Below are 16,522 nucleotides of genomic sequence, written 5' to 3'. Positions count from 1 at the left end.
GCCGCCGGCGGCCCGGATGCCGTCAGCGGCCGTCCGGCTTGATGCGGACGATCTGCGGGTCGTGGTCGCTCGCCTGGTCGGCGAACTCCGCGTTGATGTGCACCACGTCGTAGTCGAAGCGGCGCAGCGCCGGACTGAGCAGGATGTGGTCCAGCGACTGCGAGTTGCCCTCGTAGACGTAGGTGTAGCGCTCGGACTGCGGCAGCGTGGTCAGCAGGTCCGTCAGGACGCCGCCCGAGGTGAGGGTCGCCACCGTGTCGGAGAACTCGTAGTCGTTGAGGTCGCCGAGGACCACGACGTCGGCGTTGCGGTCGGCCGCGAGCAGCGACTTCACGAAGGAGTTGACCTCGGTGGCCTGCAGCTTCCGCTGCGCCTCCGAGCCGCGCACCGGCTGCTGGTCGACGCTGTGCAGGGGCTGGTCGCCGCCCTTGGAGTTGAAGTGGTTGGCGATGACGAAGACCTGCTTGTCGTGGAAGCGGAACTCGCCGACCAGCGGCTTGCGGCTGGAGCGCCACGCCTCGCTGCCGGGGTTGATCCGGCCCGGGGAGACCGACAGCTCCACGCCCTTGCGGGTCGGCACCGCCTTGACCGCGGTGGTGGCGTCGCCGCCGGGGCGGTCGGTGAACTGCACGCGGTCCGGGTTGAAGAGGAAGACCTGGCGGATGTTGCCGCCGGGCTCACCGCCGTCGGTGCCGTCCGCGGGGTCGACCGACCGCCAGCTGTAGCGTGGTCCGCCCGCCGCGGCGATCGCGTCGGTGAACTCGCGCAGGGTCTGGTCGGCGGTGACCGTTCCGTCGTCGGTGGCGCCGTTGTCGTCCTGGATCTCCTCGAGTGCCACGATGTCGGGCGAGGAGAGGTTGGTGACGACGCCGTCGGCGAGCCGCGCGAACTTCTCGGCGGGGTCGCTGGGGTCGAGGTTCTCCACGTTGTACGTGGCGACCGCGAGCTCACCGCCCTTCTGCTTGCGGGTCACCTCGCGCTCGAGGCCGCCTGCGACCAGCGTGCCCAGCTGCGTGGCCTGGAGGGTGTAGCCGCCGAAGCCGTCGTAGTCGATCGGGCCGCTGGTCGTGCCGGCCAGCTCGTCGCCGACGTCGGCGGTCGGGACGCCGGCGCCCGCGCCGATCGACATGACCTTGATGCGGCCGGTGTTGGGCCGGTCGTACGCGCCGTAGACCGTGCCGCCGCGGCGGGTCGGGTTCTCGTCCGGCTTCACCGTCACCCAGACCTCGTGGTACTGGGTGGTGCCGCCGATGACGCGCGCGTCGGAGAACCGGGCCAGCTCGCCCTCGTGGGCCTCGTAGAAGTCCAGGGCGTAGCGCGCCGGTTCGAGCGGCAGACCTTCGATGCTGCCGCCGCCGGCGTCGGGCGCGTACGCAGCCGGGACGGTGGACGCGTCCAGGGTGACGGGCGCGGGCAGGGCGTTGCCGGACGAGAGCACCGTGGTGGCGGGGGCGGTGACCTCGGTGACCGACTGGCTGCCGCTGCTCGGGTAGTACTCGGAGACCTTGCCGCTCACCAGCACCGTGTCGCCGACGGCGACGGTGGGGTTGGCGGAGCCGGTGTAGACGAACACGGCCTCGCTGGTGCGCGGGTCCGCGTCGGCCTCCGCTTCCGCGGACTGGATCCAGAAGCCCTTGGAGCCGGTGCTGCGGACCGCGGTGACGATGCCGGGGACCCGGGTGACGGTCTGGCCCTTGAGCGGGGAGACCCGGGTCGAGCCCTGGATGTCGTGGATCCGGGTGGTGCCGGGCTCGGTGGGCTCGGGGGTGGGCGTCGGGTCCGGGTCCGGGGTGCCGCCGCCCGGGGTCTGCCCTGCGGAGTTGACCGGGGAAGGCGCACCCGCGGTGAGGTCGGCGGCGTTGTCGTCGGTGTCGACCAGGGACGCACCGCGGGCGACGGAGGCGGTGTTGCTCGCTCCGGCGGCGGGGCCGCTGCCCTCGCGGACGACCGCGGTGCCGAAGCCGACGAGGTCGACCACGCGCGGGTCGGCGGTGCAGTCGGCCGCGGTCAGGCAGGTCAGCGGGGTGGTGCCGGAGACCAGGGCTATGGTGCCGGTGGTGCCGCTCATCGCGATCGAGCCGCTGGCGTCGGGGGCCGGCAGGGGCGTCGTGCCGCCGGCGCCGGCGGACTCCGACACGAGGTAGCGGCCGCCGGGGGCGATCTGCCCGGTGAGCGGGGTCGCCTGCCACTTGGAGGACGCGGACGGCGCGCCGGGCAGGTACTGCACGCTGTAGCCGGACAGGTCGTACGCGGCGGAGCCGGCGTTCGCGAGCTCCACGAAGTCGTTGGTCAGCGTCGCGCCCGAGTTGCCACCACCGCCGTAGACCTCGGCGACGACCGCCTCGGCCGAGGGGGTCGCATGGGCGGCGGGCAGCCCGGTCAGCACCACGGAGGCGGCGATTCCGGTCGATATCAGCGCGAGCGCCGCGGCGCGGTCGCGGCGTCGGCTCGGTCTGGCGATCGGCACGAGGGTTCTCTCCTATCGGGTCCAACAGCCCGTCACGACGGGCGGCGCACGGCGGACCGGCTCAAGTTACGCGCGTAGAAATCGACCTGACAAGGGCGTCCATGTGAAATCTCGGCATTCCCCGCGCCGCGACTCGGGCACCGAAGCGCCCTTCGGAGGTCGCGCGGGCGCTGTGACTCGCGCCGCCTCCCCGCCGTCAGGGGCTCCCCCGCCCGGGGCGGCGCGGCAGGCGGCGCCGTTCGGGCGACCCACCGATGGGTCACCCGGCGCGCCGGAACGGGCGGGGATTGCCACATTGATGACGTCCCGTCAGCACCGGTCAGTGCCAGCCGGCCTGCCCCACCTCACACCGCGGAGCCCGACGTGCGCCCACTCACCGGACGTCCCGGCCGTCACCGGCCCGCCCTCTTCAGGACCGCCGCCGCCCTGCTGGGGGCGGCCGCCGTCCTGTTCACCGCGGCCCCCGGCAGCGCCGCCCCGATGGCTCCCGCCGCCGGATGCGCCCCGGCCCCCTACGCCGGCACCGGCACGCCCGGCCGGGGCGGTGACGGCGCCGCCGCCACCGCCGCCACCCTGAACGGCCCGGCCGGGCTCGCCACCGACGCCGCCGGCCGCCTCTACATCGCCGACTCCGCCAACCGCGCCGTCCGCCGCGTCACCGCGGGCACGGCCGGTTCCGCACCCGTCATCACGACCTTCGCCACCATCGACTTCGCCCCGTACGGCCTGGCGGTCGGCCGGGACGGCACCGTCTACGTCTCCGGCGAGGGCCGGGCCGTCTCCCTGCGCGCCGACGGCCGCGGCGCCACCACGCTGCTCACCGATGCCGGCCGGCACGACGCCATCGCCGTCGGCGGCGACCGCTCCGTGTACGTCTCGGGCCGCGCGGCCGACGGCCTGCGGCGGATCCCGCCCGGCGGGAAGGCCACGGTCCGCTACTTCCCCGGCGCCACCGTCGGCGCCCTCGCCGCCGACCGCGCCGGCAACGTCTACGCCGTCGTCGACGGGCGCGTCCGGCGCATCGACCACGACGGCCGGGTGACCCCCGTGCCCGCCGCCGCCGAGCTCAGCACCAAAGACGTCCACGGCCTCGCCGTCACCGAGGACGGCTCCCACTTCTACCCGTCCCCGCGCGCCGGGACCAAGGGGTCCGTCCCCCTGAAACAGCCCTGGGGCACCGCCCTCGCGCCGAACGGCTGGCTCTACGTCTCGGACCACGCCGCCCACCGCGTCTACGCCGTCGCGCGCCCCATCCTCGTGCCGGGCCGGCTCCGCGTCACGTCCGGCCCGCACGGCCACGCCACCGGCGACGTCCTCAAGGGCGTCGCCGGGAACGGGATCACCGTCACCGGCCACAGCGAGCCCGCGCGGGGCGTCCTCGTCCAGCAGGCCAACGGCCTCTTCTCCTACACCCCGCGCGAGCGGTTCTCCGGCACCGACGCGTTCACCGCCACCATCACCGACTCCTGCCGGAACGCGACGACCCGCACCGTCCTGGTGCGGGTCGAAGCCAAGCCCCTACCGCGCGCCGGATGACGCGCGGCCCCGTCAGCCGCGCACCTCGGCCACGGCCGCGCCCAGGGCCTCCTTGATGCGCGGGCCCAGCCGGGCGAAGCCGAGCTCCTTCATCGCGGCGCGCAGCAGCGCGTCGTCCGAGCGCTCCTCGCCGTCGCTGTCGATCCACCGGACCAGCGCCGCCAGCTCCTTCGCCGAGTACGCCGTCACGGCCTGACCCGGCGTGATCTTCGGCTTCCGCGGCCGCCGGGGCGGCTTCTTCGCCGCTGCGGGCCCGGACGCCGCGACCGGCTCGGAAGGCGCCGCGACCGGCTCAGGCGTGGGCGCGACGACCGCCTCCGGCTCGGGCGTGGGCTCGGGCGCGGGCGCGACGACCGCCTCCGGCTCCGGCGCGGGCGCGACGACCGCCTCCGGCTCGGGCGCGGGCGCGACGACCGCGTCCGGCTCGTGCTCCGCAGGAGCGACCACCTCGAGCGCCCGCACGTCCTCCGCCCCCGACGCGTGAACCACGGGCTCGGCCTCGACAGGAGCGGCCTCGGGCGCAGGAGAAGCAGCCTCCGCCTCGGCGGTGACCGCCTCGGGCTCGGCGGCCGGAGCCTCCGCGGCTGGCGCCGGCTCCGCCTGGTCCTCCGCCTCCTGCGTCGGCTGCCCCTCGCCCTCCGGCTCTTCCTCCGCGTCGGACGTCACGCGCGGCTCAGGGACGGCCGGGGTCTCCGCCTCGGCCGCCTCGACCAGCAACGCGCCGACCTCCGCCGCGTCCGCCCGGCGCTCCGTCAGCTCCGCGAGCAGCGTGCCGAGGCCCCTCTCCTCCAGGCGCTGCCGGGTGGCCTTGAGGTTGGGCAGCCTGTACAGCGTGCCCTCGTCCGCGGCCAGGCGGTCGAGAAGCCGCGCGAGTTCGTCGAAGGGCAGAGTGTCCAGCGCCGCGTCGGGGCGCAGCAGGCGGCCCAGTTCGGTGAGCCCGGTGGCGGCGGCCTCGGCGGCTTGGGAGGCCTCGTCGAGGAAGTCGGCGTCCGCGGGGACGGCCGGGCGGCCGCTGCCGCCGAGGGCGGCCCAGTCGGTGCGCTCGGTCGCCGCTGAGGCCAGGGCGGTGTGCACGGCGTCGCGCCGCTGGCGTCCGGAGACGAGCCCGCGCGCACGTCCCCGCAGCGACCGGCGGCGCAGCCAGCCGACCTTCACCCCGCGTTGCCGGCGCCAGGCGCCTCGGGCGGTCGCGGCGACCAGTTCGTCCAACTCGGCCTCGGCGACGTCGTACGCGTCGGCGCTCAGCGTGCGCAGCGTCTGCCGTACCCGCATCAGCAGGGACACCGCCGTGCGGCACTCGGCCACCGTGCGGGGCGCTTCGATGCCCAGGGCCTCGGCCTCCCCCAGGCGGCGTGCGGCGGTGGTCAGCGCGGGCAGGTCGCGGTTGCGCAGCTCCGCGAGGACGGTGGAGGCCGCGCGGGCTTCCTCGGGACCGGCGACGGTGTCCGCGGCGGCGTACCAGGCGTGGGTGTCGGCAGTCAGCGTGAAGCCCCCCAGCTCGGCGTAGGCGCGCAGGTCGTCGCGCGTCCCCGCGGCGAGGGAGGAGAGGTCGGCGGTGCTGTGCACGGAGGATGCGGTCATATGAGGTCCGGTTCCTGGCAAGTGCGGTGGGCGTCGGCGGCGTACGCGCGGCGGAGCGGCCCTGGGCCGGTGTGCTCGCGGTGGCCCCACGATACGGGCGCGGTACGGCGCGGCGCACGCGCCCCGTCCGTACCGCCGGCACCGTAGTGCCGCCCGTACCCGCGGAAGGAGATGCGCCGGATGCCCGAAGTGGCCACCGGTGACCTCCGGGAGACGGCGCCACTGACGCGACGAAGGGGACGTGGAGCACCGGGAGGCGACAAAAGGACTGCATGGGATAATTGAGGACAAGCACGAAAGGGATTCTTCGTGATCGACACGTCCGTCTGGCGCGGTTACGAGAGCGGCCGACCTGACCGGAGCGGCCAGGCCGAGGCCTTCGACGCCATCGGCGACCGCTACGACGAGGCCTTCCCGCACAAGGAGGGGCAGCGCTCCGCGGGCGTGTGGCTCGTGGACACCCTGCCCGCCGGGTCACGCGTGCTGGACCTCGGCTGCGGCACGGGCCTCCCCACCGCCCGGCAGCTGAGCGACGCGGCGTTCGACGTCGTCGGCATCGACCTGTCCGAGGGCATGCTCGAACTCGCCCGAACCTACGTCCCGGACGCCACCTTCCACCAGCTGGACGTCGCCGACCTGCGCCCCGGCGGTCCGGTCGCGCTCGGCCGCTTCGACGCCGTGGCGGCCTTCTTCTCCCTGCTGATGCTGCCGCGTGCGGAGATCCCGCACGCCCTCCGCACGATCCATCAGCTGCTCACCCCGGGCGGGTTGTTCGCCCTGTCGATGGTGGAGGCCGACGTGGACGACTTCGCCATCCCGTTCCTCGGCTGCACCATCCGCGTCTCCGGCTACCTGCGGGAGGAGTTGCTGCACGTCATCGAGTCGGGCGGCTTCGAGATCGTCAAGGAGTTCTCGTACACCTACGCCCCGGCCTTCAGCGACGTACCGCCGGAGGAACAGGTCTTCCTCTGCTGCCGGCGGATCGGCTGAGGCGGGACGGACGAGGACGTGGCGCGGCACGGCACCTCCGGCGGAGACCCCGGCCCGGCCGCGGGCGGGGCGGAACCGCCCGAGCGTGCCGCCCCGTGGCCCCGGGACGCCGACGCCCCCCGCCCTCCCGGGGAGCCGCAGACCGACCGGCTGCGCTACCTCGACGCGGCGACCCGGCGCATCGCCGCCGGCATGGATCTGGACGAGACGCTGCGCGAGCTGGACACGGCGGCCGTACCCGCCTTCGCCGACGCGATCTACGTCCATCTGCACGACCCCCTGCCGACCTGGGAGGGCGTGGAGAGCCGGGAGCGCCGGGAGCAGGGGCGCAGCGGGCGCAGCGGGAACAGCGGGCACAGCGCGAACACCGGGGAGCGCAAGGACGCCTCGAACACCGCGGACACCGCGGACGCCGTCGTCCTGCACCTGCACCCCACACGGCCGCGCGACCCGGAGCGGCCCCCTCCGGGGGTGCCGTGGCCGGACACGCCGGCCCCCGCGCCGAAGCCGCCGCCGATGGCGCTGCGGTGCGTCAGTCACCCGGGAGCGCCCGGTATCTCGGAGTACGTGACGCTGAGCACCACCGGCCGGCTCACACAGTTCCTGCGGGAGGGCCGCCCGGTCTTCGGCGACGCCCCCGGCATCGCGCCCGCCGCCCGGGAACTGCTCGGGCCGGTGGCCGACCCGCCCGACACGCTGCCGCCCGGCCGCCGCCTGATCATCGCCCCGCTGCACGGCCGCGACCGCCTGATGGGCACCCTGTCCCTGCTGCGCCGGCCCGAGCGGTCCCCCTTCACCTCCGACGACCTGCTGGTCGCCTCGCAACTGGCGACCCACACCGCGCTCGGCGCCGACAAGGCGCTGATGTACGGCCACGAGGCGTCCGTCGCGGACACGCTGCAACGCACCATGCTCCCGGCCTCCCTCCCGGAGCCCACCGGGGTCCGGCTGGCCAGCCGCTACCTGCCCGCCTCGGAGTCCGCGCGGGTGGGCGGCGACTGGTACGACGCCATCCCGCTGCCCGGCAGCCGGGTCGCGCTGGTCGTCGGCGACGTGATGGGGCACTCGATGACCTCCGCCGCGATCATGGGCCAGCTCCGCACCAGCGTGCAGGCCCTCGCCGGGCTCGACCTGTCCCCGGACGAGGTCCTGCACCATCTCGACGAACAGGCCCAGCGGTTGGGCATCGAGCACATCGCCACCTGCATGTACGCGGTGTACGACCCCATCTCGCACCGACTGCTGATAGCCAACGCCGGCCATCTGCCGCCGGTCGTCCTCCTCCCCGGCGGCAAGGGCGAGGTGCTGCCCGTGCCCGCGGGCGCGCCGATCGGCGTCGGCGACGTGGACTTCGAGACCGTCGAACTGCCCGCGCCCACCGGTGCCACGCTGCTGCTCTACACCGACGGCCTGGTCGAGTCCCGCGGCCATGACATCTGGACCGGGGTCGAGCAGCTGCTCGCCCGCATCCAGACCCCGGGACGCGACCTCGTCCCGCCGCCGATCGAGGCCCTGTGCGACCAGGCACTCGGCGACCTCGGCCCCGGCGGCTCACGTGACGACGACATCGCACTGCTCGCCGCGCGCTTCGACGGCTTCCCCACGCACAGCGTCGCCTACTGGTACCTCGCCCCGCAGCCCGAGACCTCGTGCCACGCCCGCCGCCTGACCCGCCGCGCCCTGCACCGCTGGGGCCTCGACCCGATGCTCGAGACGACCGAACTCCTCGTCAGCGAGGTGGTCACCAACGCCGTCCGCTTCGCATCCCGCCCCATCACGCTGCGCCTCCTCTGCACCGACGTGCTGCGGTGCGAGGTCGGCGACGACTCACCCCTGGTCCCCCGGGTCCGCCGGGCCGGACCGCAGGACGAGGCCGGCCGCGGCCTGTACGTCGTCGACCACCTCGCCGCCCACTGGGGCGCCCGCCGCCTGGGCACGGGCAAGGTCGTGTGGTTCGAACTCCCCATTCCCGACGAGACCCTCCGCTGCGGCACCGCCCAGGCTTAGAGGTCGCGCGACCTCTTAGCGGGTCAGCAGCGCTCGTCCGTCATCACCGCGCCGAGCAGGACGACCTGTTCCGGGTTCCTGACCGCGGTGCAGATCTTCCAGACCGACGGGTCCTCGATCGGGCGGTGCTCACCGGCGGCGTCGGAGATCCGCACCTGCGTGTCCGGCCCCATCTGCTCGACGGCACGGCTGACGTTGCCGCCGATCAGTTCGGGCATCGGCAGGTTCTCTCGCGGAACGGCCGTGTCGGCGTTCGCCCCGGTCGGCGTCGCGGTGGAGGTCGGGGTCCGGGCAGGGCTGTCGGCGGCCGACGGCTGCGTGGCTCCGCTGCACGCGGCGAGGCCGCCGACTAGGACGGCCGCGAGGATCGACGTGATGAGGTGAGCGCGCATGTTTCTCCCTGGAGGGCGTGCGGGTGTCGCAGCCATCATCCGGGTCACTCCCGCCGCGGAACGCACCGCCTGCACCCTCCGAGAGGGAATAAACCGCCATAATCCCGGCATGCGCACACGCATCATCACCGCCACCCTGCTGCTCGCCGTCGCCGGGACGGCCCTCAGCGGCTGCGGGTCCGCCAAGGAACCCACCGCCGCGGCGCCCGAAGCCCCCGCCGCCTCCCAGTCCCCGGCCGACCAGGCCGACCGCGCCGACCAGGCCGACCAAGGCGACGCCCTGGCCGCGGCCGGAATCCCGGACGCCCCCACGGGGGCCGAGCGGGCCGCGCTCATCGCGGCACTGCAGGCCATCAACCCCGACTTCGCCAAGGACCCCGACAAGGCCATCGAGGCCGCCCGCAACCAGTGCGGCGCCATCAACAGCAACAGCCCCGAGGCGGACGCGGAGGCCGCCCGACGCTTCACCTACCACGGCAACGAACTCCCCGAGTCCCAGGGCAAGGCCATCAACGAGGCCCTCAAACGCCTCGACTTCTGCACGTCCTGACATTCCGTCATCCACTACCCGCGATCCCTCGGCTCCCCCGTCCGGACGGACTCCGGCCGGGGGCCGGCGGCAGGCCGAGGGGCGGCGCGGCGAGGGCGCACAACCGGCGCGACCGCCCCTCGCACACCCTCGCGCCGCTTGCGCCGCCCCACAGGCGCGGCGCAAGCCCGCAGCGGCCCGGTACGCCTACCCGGACGCCGACGAGCGCCCCGGTGCCCGCAAGGGCGGCCGGGGCGCTCGCAGGCGTCAGGGATCAGGCCTCGGGCTGCTCTATCGGGATCTCGTAGGCGATCTCCCAGCGCACGTCCGGCACGGTGATGTCCGCGGTCTCGACCGGCCGGCAGTCCGTGTCGTAGTACGTCCGCTCGATGCGCGTCAGCAGGTCGCCGACGGAGATGCCGAGGAGATTGGCCTCTTCCTGCGTCGCCCGGCCCGGGCGCGGGACCTCGACGGCGGTGCCGATCCGCACCCCGATGGTGCGCATCCGCTCCACGACGCCCATTCCGGCGAGCGGCCCCATCTCGGGGAGCACGATCGGAGTGCCGTCGGTGACGGCCATCGGTTCCCAACTGCTCGACAGCTGCACCGGCATGCCGTCGGCAAGGAACTCGTACCGCGTGTGGACGCACGGGTCGCCGGGCTGGACGGCAAGGCGCCGCGCGATCCCCTCCGGCGCCGGCACACGGGCCTGCGAGTGGGACTCCCAGGTCCCGGACTTGCCCCTCTCCTTCATGTCGGCACGGAACGGGCTGCCGCCGCGCTGTTCACGATGGCGGGAGCGGACCATGCGCAGGCGCTCACGGGGGACCCGGACGTAGGTGCCGGATCCGGCTCGGCCCTCCAGGAGGCCCTCGATGATGAGCCGTTCCTGCGCCCGCTGCATCACCATGGCGCTGACGCCGTACTCGGCGGCGAGCTGGGCACGGGAGGGAAGTCGGTCGCCGATCCGCCAGTCTCCCGCCGCGATCCGGGCGCGCAGGGCTTCGGCGATCGGCAGATATGAGGCCGGTGTGCGTGGCATCGGGTCTCCGGCGGTGATCGGGTGGCGGCTCCATTGACAAATCTAATCGCTCAGGTGCAAGCTAAGCGATTAGGACTACGCTCCGCAATCGACCAATGACCAAGAGGCACCCATGCGTCCACGCATCGAGAGCATCGCCGCCCGGCTCTTCGCCGCCGCCGGCACGGAAGTCGAACGCACCGAGGACGTGGACGGTGTCCGCCTGACCGTCGCCATCCCCGTGGTGATGGACGAGACCCGCCGGTCGTTCCTTCTGGCCGCCCTCGCGGATGCCGACGACTACGGCCACGACTGGACGGCCGACGGCGAGCGGGCATGGGCCCTGATCACCGACGCGCCATGAGCAGGTGCCAGCCCCCGCCCCCGCCCGCCGCCCCCCGTCAGTGGTGCGCCTGGCACCGCGACTGGACCGCGGGCGGGACCGCCGTGCTCGTCGCCGTCATCCCGACCGGAGTCGGCCCCGACTGGGCCCGTTACGCGTGCCGTCCGTGCACGACCGCGCACGGGATCCTGCCGTGGAAGGCCGGACAGCCCGCCGGCGAGATCCGGATGAGGGCAGATCGCCCGGAACACAGCGGCCACCCCGTTCCGCGGACGCGGCACCGTCGTTCAGAGGTCAGCGACCATCGATCGGAGAGACCCATGGCAGGCATCGAGTACGAGGCGAAGCTGCTCGACATCGACCTCGGGGAGGCCACCCGGCTCATCCTCGCGGCAGGCGGGACCGAGGTGGCTCCGCCGCGCCTCATGCGCCGCTATGTGTACGACACCGTCCCCGCCGTGCCCGGACGCTGGGTGCGCCTGCGGGACACCGGCACCGGCGCCACCCTGTGCGTGAAGGAGATCCGCACGGACGCCGTCGACGGCACCCACGAGACCGAGGTCACCGTCGATTCGTTCGAAGAGGCCGCGGAACTCCTGCGCCTCACCGGCCTGACGCCGCGTGCCTACCAGGAGAACCGCCGCACCTCCTTCACCCTCGGCGCGGTTCGGCTCGAGCTGGACGAGTGGCCCCTGATCCCGCCGTACCTGGAGATCGAGGCCGACGACGAGGCCCAGGTGTGGGCGGCGGCGGATGCCCTCGGCTGTGACCGCGGTCAGCTCACCTCCATGAACACCACAAGGGTCTACCGCCACTACGGGATCGACCTGGGCTCCATCGCCGACCTGCGGTTCGAGGAGGAGGCCGCGCTCCCCCGCTGAGCCGAAGCGCCGAAGGGCCACGTCCGGGTGACGCCTGGACAGGTGCGATTCCGTTGTTCCGTGCGGGACTCGCTACAGCTGCCGGTAGTCACCGGTGTCGACCGTACGGTCGACACCGACGGCGTCGGCCAGCCGCCGGTCGTGTGTGACCAGCAGCAGCGTGCTGCTGAACGAGGCAACGGCCTGTTCCAGCTGTTCCACCGCTTCGATGTCCAAGTGGTTGGTGGGCTCGTCGAGGACGAGGCAGTTGACTCCTCGGGCCTGCAGCAGCGCGAGGCCGGCCCGGGTCCGTTCGCCCGGCGACAGCGACGCGGCCGGCCGCAGCGCCAGGTCCCGTCCGAGCCTGAACTTGGCCAGCAGCGCGCGGGTCTCGGTGGTGTCCAGTCCGGCTGCGTCGCCGACGATGTCGGCGCAGGACCGCTCCGAGTCCAGCACGGCTCGCGCCTGGTCGATCTCGCCGAGCCGGGCGGCGGTGCTGGTGTGCTGAGTGCCCGCCACCAGCGGAACCCGACCGAGCAGGGCGCCGAGCAGGGTCGTCTTGCCGCTGCCGTTGGGTCCGGCGATGCGCAGCCGCTCGCCGAAGCCGACGTCAAGGGTGACGGGTCCCAGCCGGCAGGACCCGCGGTGGACGACCGCCTGGTGCAACGACAGCGCGGTACCGGAAGGGGCGCCTGCCCGGGCGATCGTGAACTGCAGCCGCCAGGGTTCCCTCACCTGTTCGGGGGCGGCCGCGTCAAGGCGCTGCACGGCGCGTTCGGCCTTGGCGGCGGCGGCACCGGTGTTCTGCGCTCCGGCGAGCCGGGAGGCCTTGCGGAATTTGTCGCCGTCGGGCTGACGTCGCGGATCGACCGCTCTGGCCGCTCCCTGCCGCGCCCACTCCCGCTGCGTGCGTGCGGCGCCGGTCATCTGCTGCCGGGAGGCCTCGTACGCGGCGTAGGCCTCGACGGCACGCCGGCGCGCGGCGGCGCGTTCGGTGACGAAGCTGTCCCAGCCGCCGCCGTACTCGCTGGTGCGGCGGGTGAACTCGTCCAGTTCCACGACCTTGTCCACGGTCGCCGCCAAGAAGGCCCGGTCGTGGCTGATCAGCGCGATGCCTGCCCGGCTGTGCCTGATGTGCTGCTCCAGCCGGGCCAGGCCGTCGTCGTCCAGGTCGTTGGTCGGCTCGTCCAGCAGGAGGATGTCCGGCTGAGCCAGCAGTACGGCGGCAAGCGCCAGCCGGGCCCGCTGCCCGCCGGACAGCTCGGCGGTGGCTCTGGCGTCGAGTCGCGCACCCAGATCGGCCGCTACATCGGCGGCGCGCTCGGGAAGATCGGCTCCGCCCAGGGCGAGCCAACGGTCCCACGCCTGGGCGTAGGCGTCGTCCGCTCCGGGCTCCTGCCGCTGGAGCAGACGGATCGCGGCATCGAGGTCCTGCTGCGCCTGCGCCACACCGGTGCGGCGGACGAGATAGTCGCTCAGCGGCACACCGTCGCGCATGTCCCGCTCCTGGTCGAGGCGGATGACGGTGGCATCGGCCGGCGCGCGGGTCACGCTGCCGCTGTCGGGGAGCAGCTCAGCCGCGGCTATCCGCAGCAGGGTGGATTTCCCGGTTCCGTTCGGGGCGACGATCCCCACGCGTTCTCCGGCCGAGACCGCCAGATCCGCTCCGTCCAACACGGTGAGAGCGCCGTGGGCATAGGTGATGCCGGTACAGCGAAGCTGGGCCACGGTGTGAGTGCTCCTTACGAAGTCGCGGTCGCCGACGTGTGGTCGAGTCGGTCCGTGACTGCCGCGGGCGATGCCGGCGGGACGGTCCCGGGCACGATCAGCACGGCCTGAGCGGACGTCGACACGATGATCACTGTGAGCACGGCGGGCGGCGGTCACGGAGCGAAGTGCGCACACTGACCTGTGACATCCGCAGGCTCCAGTGCTGTGCGCGCTGCGAGGGGCGACGCTATCCGAGGGGATGGGGTCGGCGCGCCTCGATTTCGCCGAGGACCGTCCTGATTCGTTCGGTCCAGGTCGGGGCGTGCGTGCTCAGGGAGGGGGCGCGCCACACCGATGGCGCCCTCTGTGCGGCCGTTCAAAAGTCCCGCGAGGCACCCCGGAGCGCTCCGCGCGACGCCTGACGAACCGTGCACTTCGGGCGAGCACCGGTTGAGCCAGCGATCCCGAAACGCCTGAGGCCCAGGTCAGCTGTCCTCTGACCTGGGCCTCTTCCGTAGGCCGTGTGGGACTCGAACCCACAACCAATGGATTAAAAGTCCACTGCTCTGCCAATTGAGCTAACGGCCCGCACCCCGCAGCATAGCCGGACGACGGCCGTGACTCCGAGCGCATTGGGCCAGTACGGCGCGGCCACCCCGGCGAGGGGCGGGGAGGGCAGCCCGATGGTGTCGCCTGGGGGTGTCGCCCGCGCCGGGCGCGGGAGCCCTCGAGGCCTCGGTGGAGCGCCGGGCGCGGACGCCCGGGCGTGGCGGCGCCGACGCCGCCTCGCCGTCCCGCGAGGGCCGCCCACGCGGGCCCAGGGGCCGCGATGCGGCCGGAGACACGGCAGAGCCCGGCAGACGGGGCGTCTGCCGGGCTCTGCCGTTCAGCTGAGGTCAGCCGTTGCGCTTCCAGCGCGGCTTGTCCGCACGGCGGTCGAAGCCCCCGGGGCGGTGGTCGTCACGACGGCCGTACGGGCGGCGGTCGTTGGCGTCGCGGTCACGGTTGTACGACGGACGGTCGTCACGGCGGTCCCGGTTGAAGGGGCGGTCCCCACCGAAGTGCCGGTCACGGGACTCGGGGGAGCGGGCCGGGCGGTCGTCACGGCGGTCGTACGAACGCGCCGGACGGTCGTCACGGCGGTCGTCACGGCGGTCGAATCCACGGTCGCGGTCACGGTCCCGGTTGAACGCGGGCCGCTCGTCGCGGCGGTCGCGGTTGTACGACGGACGGTCGTCACGGCGGTCGCGGTTGAACGACGGACGGTCGTCACGGCGGTCGCGGTTGAACGAGGGGCGCTCGTCGCGGCGGTCGCGGTTGTACGACGGACGGTCGTCACGGCGCTCGTACCCGCGCTCACCCCGGTCCCGGTCCCGGAAGGACGGGCGGTCGTCGCGACGGTCGTCACGGCGGCGCTCGTAGTTGCCCCGGTCGTCGCGGCGCTGGAAGCCGCGCTGCTCCGGCGCGGACGCCTCCGCGGCCGGGGCGGCGGTGGTCGCCGCGGCGGCGACCGCCTCGGCGGCCTCGGCCTGGGCGGCGGCCACGGCTGCCTCCGGGTCCTCGCCGCGCTCACGGGCGGCACGCGCCGTGAGGCGGTCGGCCTCCTCGCGCAGCTCGGCAGCCCGCCGCTGCGCGCGCTCCAGGGACTTGGTGAGGTCGGCGACCTCGCGCTCGGCCTGCTGGGCCGCGTTGCCCGCGGCGTCCGCCTGCACCTCGGTCAGCGACCGGGCGCCGGTGATCTTGGCGACGTCCTCGTCGAACGCCCCCGCCCCGCCCACGATGTGGCGCGAGGCGTCGACGCCAGCGTCCTCCATCAGACGGAAGATCTGCTTGCGCTGGTGCGGCAGGGCGAGCGAGACGACCGTGCCGGACTGGCCGGCCCGGGCGGTGCGGCCCGAGCGGTGCAGGTAGTCCTTGTGGTCGCCGGCCGGGTCCACGTTGAGGACCAGGTCGATGCCGTCCACGTGGATGCCGCGGGCCGCGACGTCGGTGGCGACGAGGACGTTGACGTAACCGTCCTTGAAGTCCGCCAGCGTGCGGGTGCGGGCGCCCTGGGTCATGCCACCGTGCAGGGCGTCGGCCTTGACGCCCGCCTCGCGCAGCTGCTCGGCGACGCGGTCGGCACCCATCTGGGTGCGGACGAAGATGATGGTGCGGCCCTTGCGGGCGGCGATGGCGGCCGTGACCGGGGCCTTGTCCTTCGGCTTCACGACCAGGACGTGGTGGGTCATCGTGGTGACCGCGCCCGCCGAGGGGTCGACCTCGTGCGTGATCGGGTCCTTCAGGTACCGCTTGACCAGGGTGTCGATCTCGTTCTCCAGCGTGGCGGAGAACAGCAGCCGCTGGCCGCCCTGCGGGATCAGGTCGAGGATCTCGGTGACCTCGGGCAGGAAGCCCATGTCGGCCATCTGGTCGGCCTCGTCGAGGACGGCGATCCGGACCTGGTCCAGCGAGCAGGCGCCGCGCTCGATCAGGTCGCGCAGCCGGCCGGGGGTGGCGACGAGGATGTCGACGCCCCGCTCCAGCGCGTAGATCTGGTTCTGCATGGAGGTGCCGCCGCAGACGACCTTCATCTTGAGGCCGAGCACGTCGCCGTACGGCTGCAGCGCGTCCGCGACCTGCATCGCCAGCTCGCGGGTCGGGGTGAGGATCACGCCGCGCGGGCGCTTGCGCTCGGTGTGGCCGTCGGCCAGGGACGTGAGCAGCGGCAGACCGAAGGAGAGGGTCTTGCCGGAACCGGTGCGGCCGCGACCGAGGATGTCGCTGCCCGCCAGGGCGTCGGGGATCGTCGCCGCCTGGATCGGGAAGGGGGTGGTGACCCCGTTCTGCGCCAGCTTGCGGACGATCGACTCGGGCAGACCGAGGTCGCCGAAGGTCACGGTGGGGGTCTCGGGAGCGGTCTGCTCCTCGGTGACGGTGACGGCCTCGTCGGCGCCGTCGATGTCGATGGGCATGGCGGAACGGTCGGCAGTGTCAATAGACATGCTGAAGCTAAAACCTCTCGGAGATTTCGGCACGCGCCAGCTCCGGAGGTTGCTTACAACCGCCTCGATGCGGTCAGCCACAGGAGAAAAGGAACGCGCCAA

Annotated in this window: 12 protein-coding genes and 1 tRNA gene; 6 read left to right on the top strand and 7 right to left on the bottom strand. The window is 73.6% G+C overall.

Features of this window, described 5'->3' with window-relative positions; translation table 11 throughout:
• Positions 1-22 precede the first annotated feature (22 nt).
• Positions 23-2,416 (bottom strand): endonuclease/exonuclease/phosphatase family protein, encoded by a 2,394-nt coding sequence (locus AC3ET4_RS15755; protein WP_431949676.1) that lies wholly within the window; start codon positions 2,414-2,416, stop codon positions 23-25.
• A 414-nt stretch (positions 2,417-2,830) separates the two neighbouring features.
• Between AC3ET4_RS15755 and AC3ET4_RS15750 the strand changes: the two genes are divergently transcribed.
• The gene (locus tag AC3ET4_RS15750) at positions 2,831-4,003 is read left to right on the top strand and encodes an Ig-like domain-containing protein (protein WP_431949652.1); all 1,173 of its coding nucleotides are present in this window, start codon (positions 2,831-2,833) and stop codon (positions 4,001-4,003) included.
• 12 nt (positions 4,004-4,015) lie between these two features.
• Here AC3ET4_RS15750 and AC3ET4_RS15745 read toward each other — a convergent pair whose 3' ends face one another.
• Positions 4,016-5,584, bottom strand: coding sequence for a hypothetical protein (locus AC3ET4_RS15745; protein WP_431949650.1), 1,569 nt, complete (start codon positions 5,582-5,584; stop codon positions 4,016-4,018).
• A 309-nt stretch (positions 5,585-5,893) separates the two neighbouring features.
• Between AC3ET4_RS15745 and AC3ET4_RS15740 the strand changes: the two genes are divergently transcribed.
• Positions 5,894-6,574 (top strand): class I SAM-dependent DNA methyltransferase, encoded by a 681-nt coding sequence (locus AC3ET4_RS15740; RefSeq protein ID WP_431949648.1) that lies wholly within the window; start codon positions 5,894-5,896, stop codon positions 6,572-6,574.
• An 18-nt stretch (positions 6,575-6,592) separates the two neighbouring features.
• Positions 6,593-8,581, top strand: a complete 1,989-nt coding sequence (locus tag AC3ET4_RS15735; RefSeq protein ID WP_431949646.1) for a SpoIIE family protein phosphatase — start codon at positions 6,593-6,595, stop codon at positions 8,579-8,581.
• Positions 8,582-8,604: 23 nt separating this feature from the next.
• Here the strand turns inward: AC3ET4_RS15735 and AC3ET4_RS15730 are convergent, their stop codons facing one another.
• Positions 8,605-8,973 (bottom strand): hypothetical protein, encoded by a 369-nt coding sequence (locus AC3ET4_RS15730; protein ID WP_431949644.1) that lies wholly within the window; start codon positions 8,971-8,973, stop codon positions 8,605-8,607.
• Between the two features lie 109 nt (positions 8,974-9,082).
• Here AC3ET4_RS15730 and AC3ET4_RS15725 point away from each other — a divergent pair, with 109 nt between their 5' ends.
• Positions 9,083-9,523 carry a hypothetical protein gene (locus AC3ET4_RS15725; RefSeq protein ID WP_431949642.1) on the top strand — a complete coding sequence of 147 codons (441 nt, stop codon included), beginning with the start codon at positions 9,083-9,085 and terminating at the stop codon, positions 9,521-9,523.
• Positions 9,524-9,776: 253 nt separating this feature from the next.
• Here the strand turns inward: AC3ET4_RS15725 and AC3ET4_RS15720 are convergent, their stop codons facing one another.
• Positions 9,777-10,544: a GntR family transcriptional regulator gene (locus AC3ET4_RS15720; RefSeq protein WP_431949640.1), complete on the bottom strand. Its 768-nt coding sequence runs from the start codon at positions 10,542-10,544 to the stop codon at positions 9,777-9,779.
• Between the two features lie 112 nt (positions 10,545-10,656).
• Between AC3ET4_RS15720 and AC3ET4_RS15715 the strand changes: the two genes are divergently transcribed.
• A complete protein-coding gene (locus AC3ET4_RS15715) occupies positions 10,657-10,887 on the top strand; it encodes a hypothetical protein (RefSeq protein WP_431949638.1) in 231 nt (76 codons plus the stop codon).
• 299 nt (positions 10,888-11,186) lie between these two features.
• On the top strand, positions 11,187-11,747 hold the full coding sequence (locus tag AC3ET4_RS15710; RefSeq protein WP_431949636.1) for a class IV adenylate cyclase: 561 nt from the start codon (positions 11,187-11,189) through the stop codon (positions 11,745-11,747).
• 72 nt (positions 11,748-11,819) lie between these two features.
• Here AC3ET4_RS15710 and AC3ET4_RS15705 read toward each other — a convergent pair whose 3' ends face one another.
• The 3 genes from AC3ET4_RS15705 to AC3ET4_RS15695 form a co-directional block, all read right to left on the bottom strand.
• Positions 11,820-13,454 (bottom strand): ABC-F family ATP-binding cassette domain-containing protein, encoded by a 1,635-nt coding sequence (locus AC3ET4_RS15705; protein ID WP_431949634.1) that lies wholly within the window; start codon positions 13,452-13,454, stop codon positions 11,820-11,822.
• Between the two features lie 497 nt (positions 13,455-13,951).
• Positions 13,952-14,024, bottom strand: a tRNA-Lys gene (locus AC3ET4_RS15700).
• Between the two features lie 308 nt (positions 14,025-14,332).
• Positions 14,333-16,420: a DEAD/DEAH box helicase gene (locus tag AC3ET4_RS15695; RefSeq protein ID WP_431949632.1), complete on the bottom strand. Its 2,088-nt coding sequence runs from the start codon at positions 16,418-16,420 to the stop codon at positions 14,333-14,335.
• Positions 16,421-16,522 lie beyond the last annotated feature (102 nt).

This window comes from Actinacidiphila sp. bgisy167, from assembly GCF_057707665.1.
Note: the sequence above shows the minus strand (reverse complement) of the source record. Positions and strands in the feature narration are given on the sequence as shown.

What these genes read in the sequence shown, in the direction of transcription:
- AC3ET4_RS15745 (WP_431949650.1), bottom strand. Translation starts at nt 5,584, where the DNA reads ATGACCGCATCCTCCGTGCACAGCACCGCCGACCTCTCCTCCCTCGCC.
- AC3ET4_RS15730 (WP_431949644.1), bottom strand. Translation starts at nt 8,973, where the DNA reads ATGCGCGCTCACCTCATCACGTCGATCCTCGCGGCCGTCCTAGTCGGC.
- AC3ET4_RS15725 (WP_431949642.1), top strand. Translation starts at nt 9,083, where the DNA reads ATGCGCACACGCATCATCACCGCCACCCTGCTGCTCGCCGTCGCCGGG.
- AC3ET4_RS15720 (WP_431949640.1), bottom strand. Translation starts at nt 10,544, where the DNA reads ATGCCACGCACACCGGCCTCATATCTGCCGATCGCCGAAGCCCTGCGC.
- AC3ET4_RS15715 (WP_431949638.1), top strand. Translation starts at nt 10,657, where the DNA reads ATGCGTCCACGCATCGAGAGCATCGCCGCCCGGCTCTTCGCCGCCGCC.
- AC3ET4_RS15710 (WP_431949636.1), top strand. Translation starts at nt 11,187, where the DNA reads ATGGCAGGCATCGAGTACGAGGCGAAGCTGCTCGACATCGACCTCGGG.
- AC3ET4_RS15695 (WP_431949632.1), bottom strand. Translation starts at nt 16,420, where the DNA reads ATGTCTATTGACACTGCCGACCGTTCCGCCATGCCCATCGACATCGAC.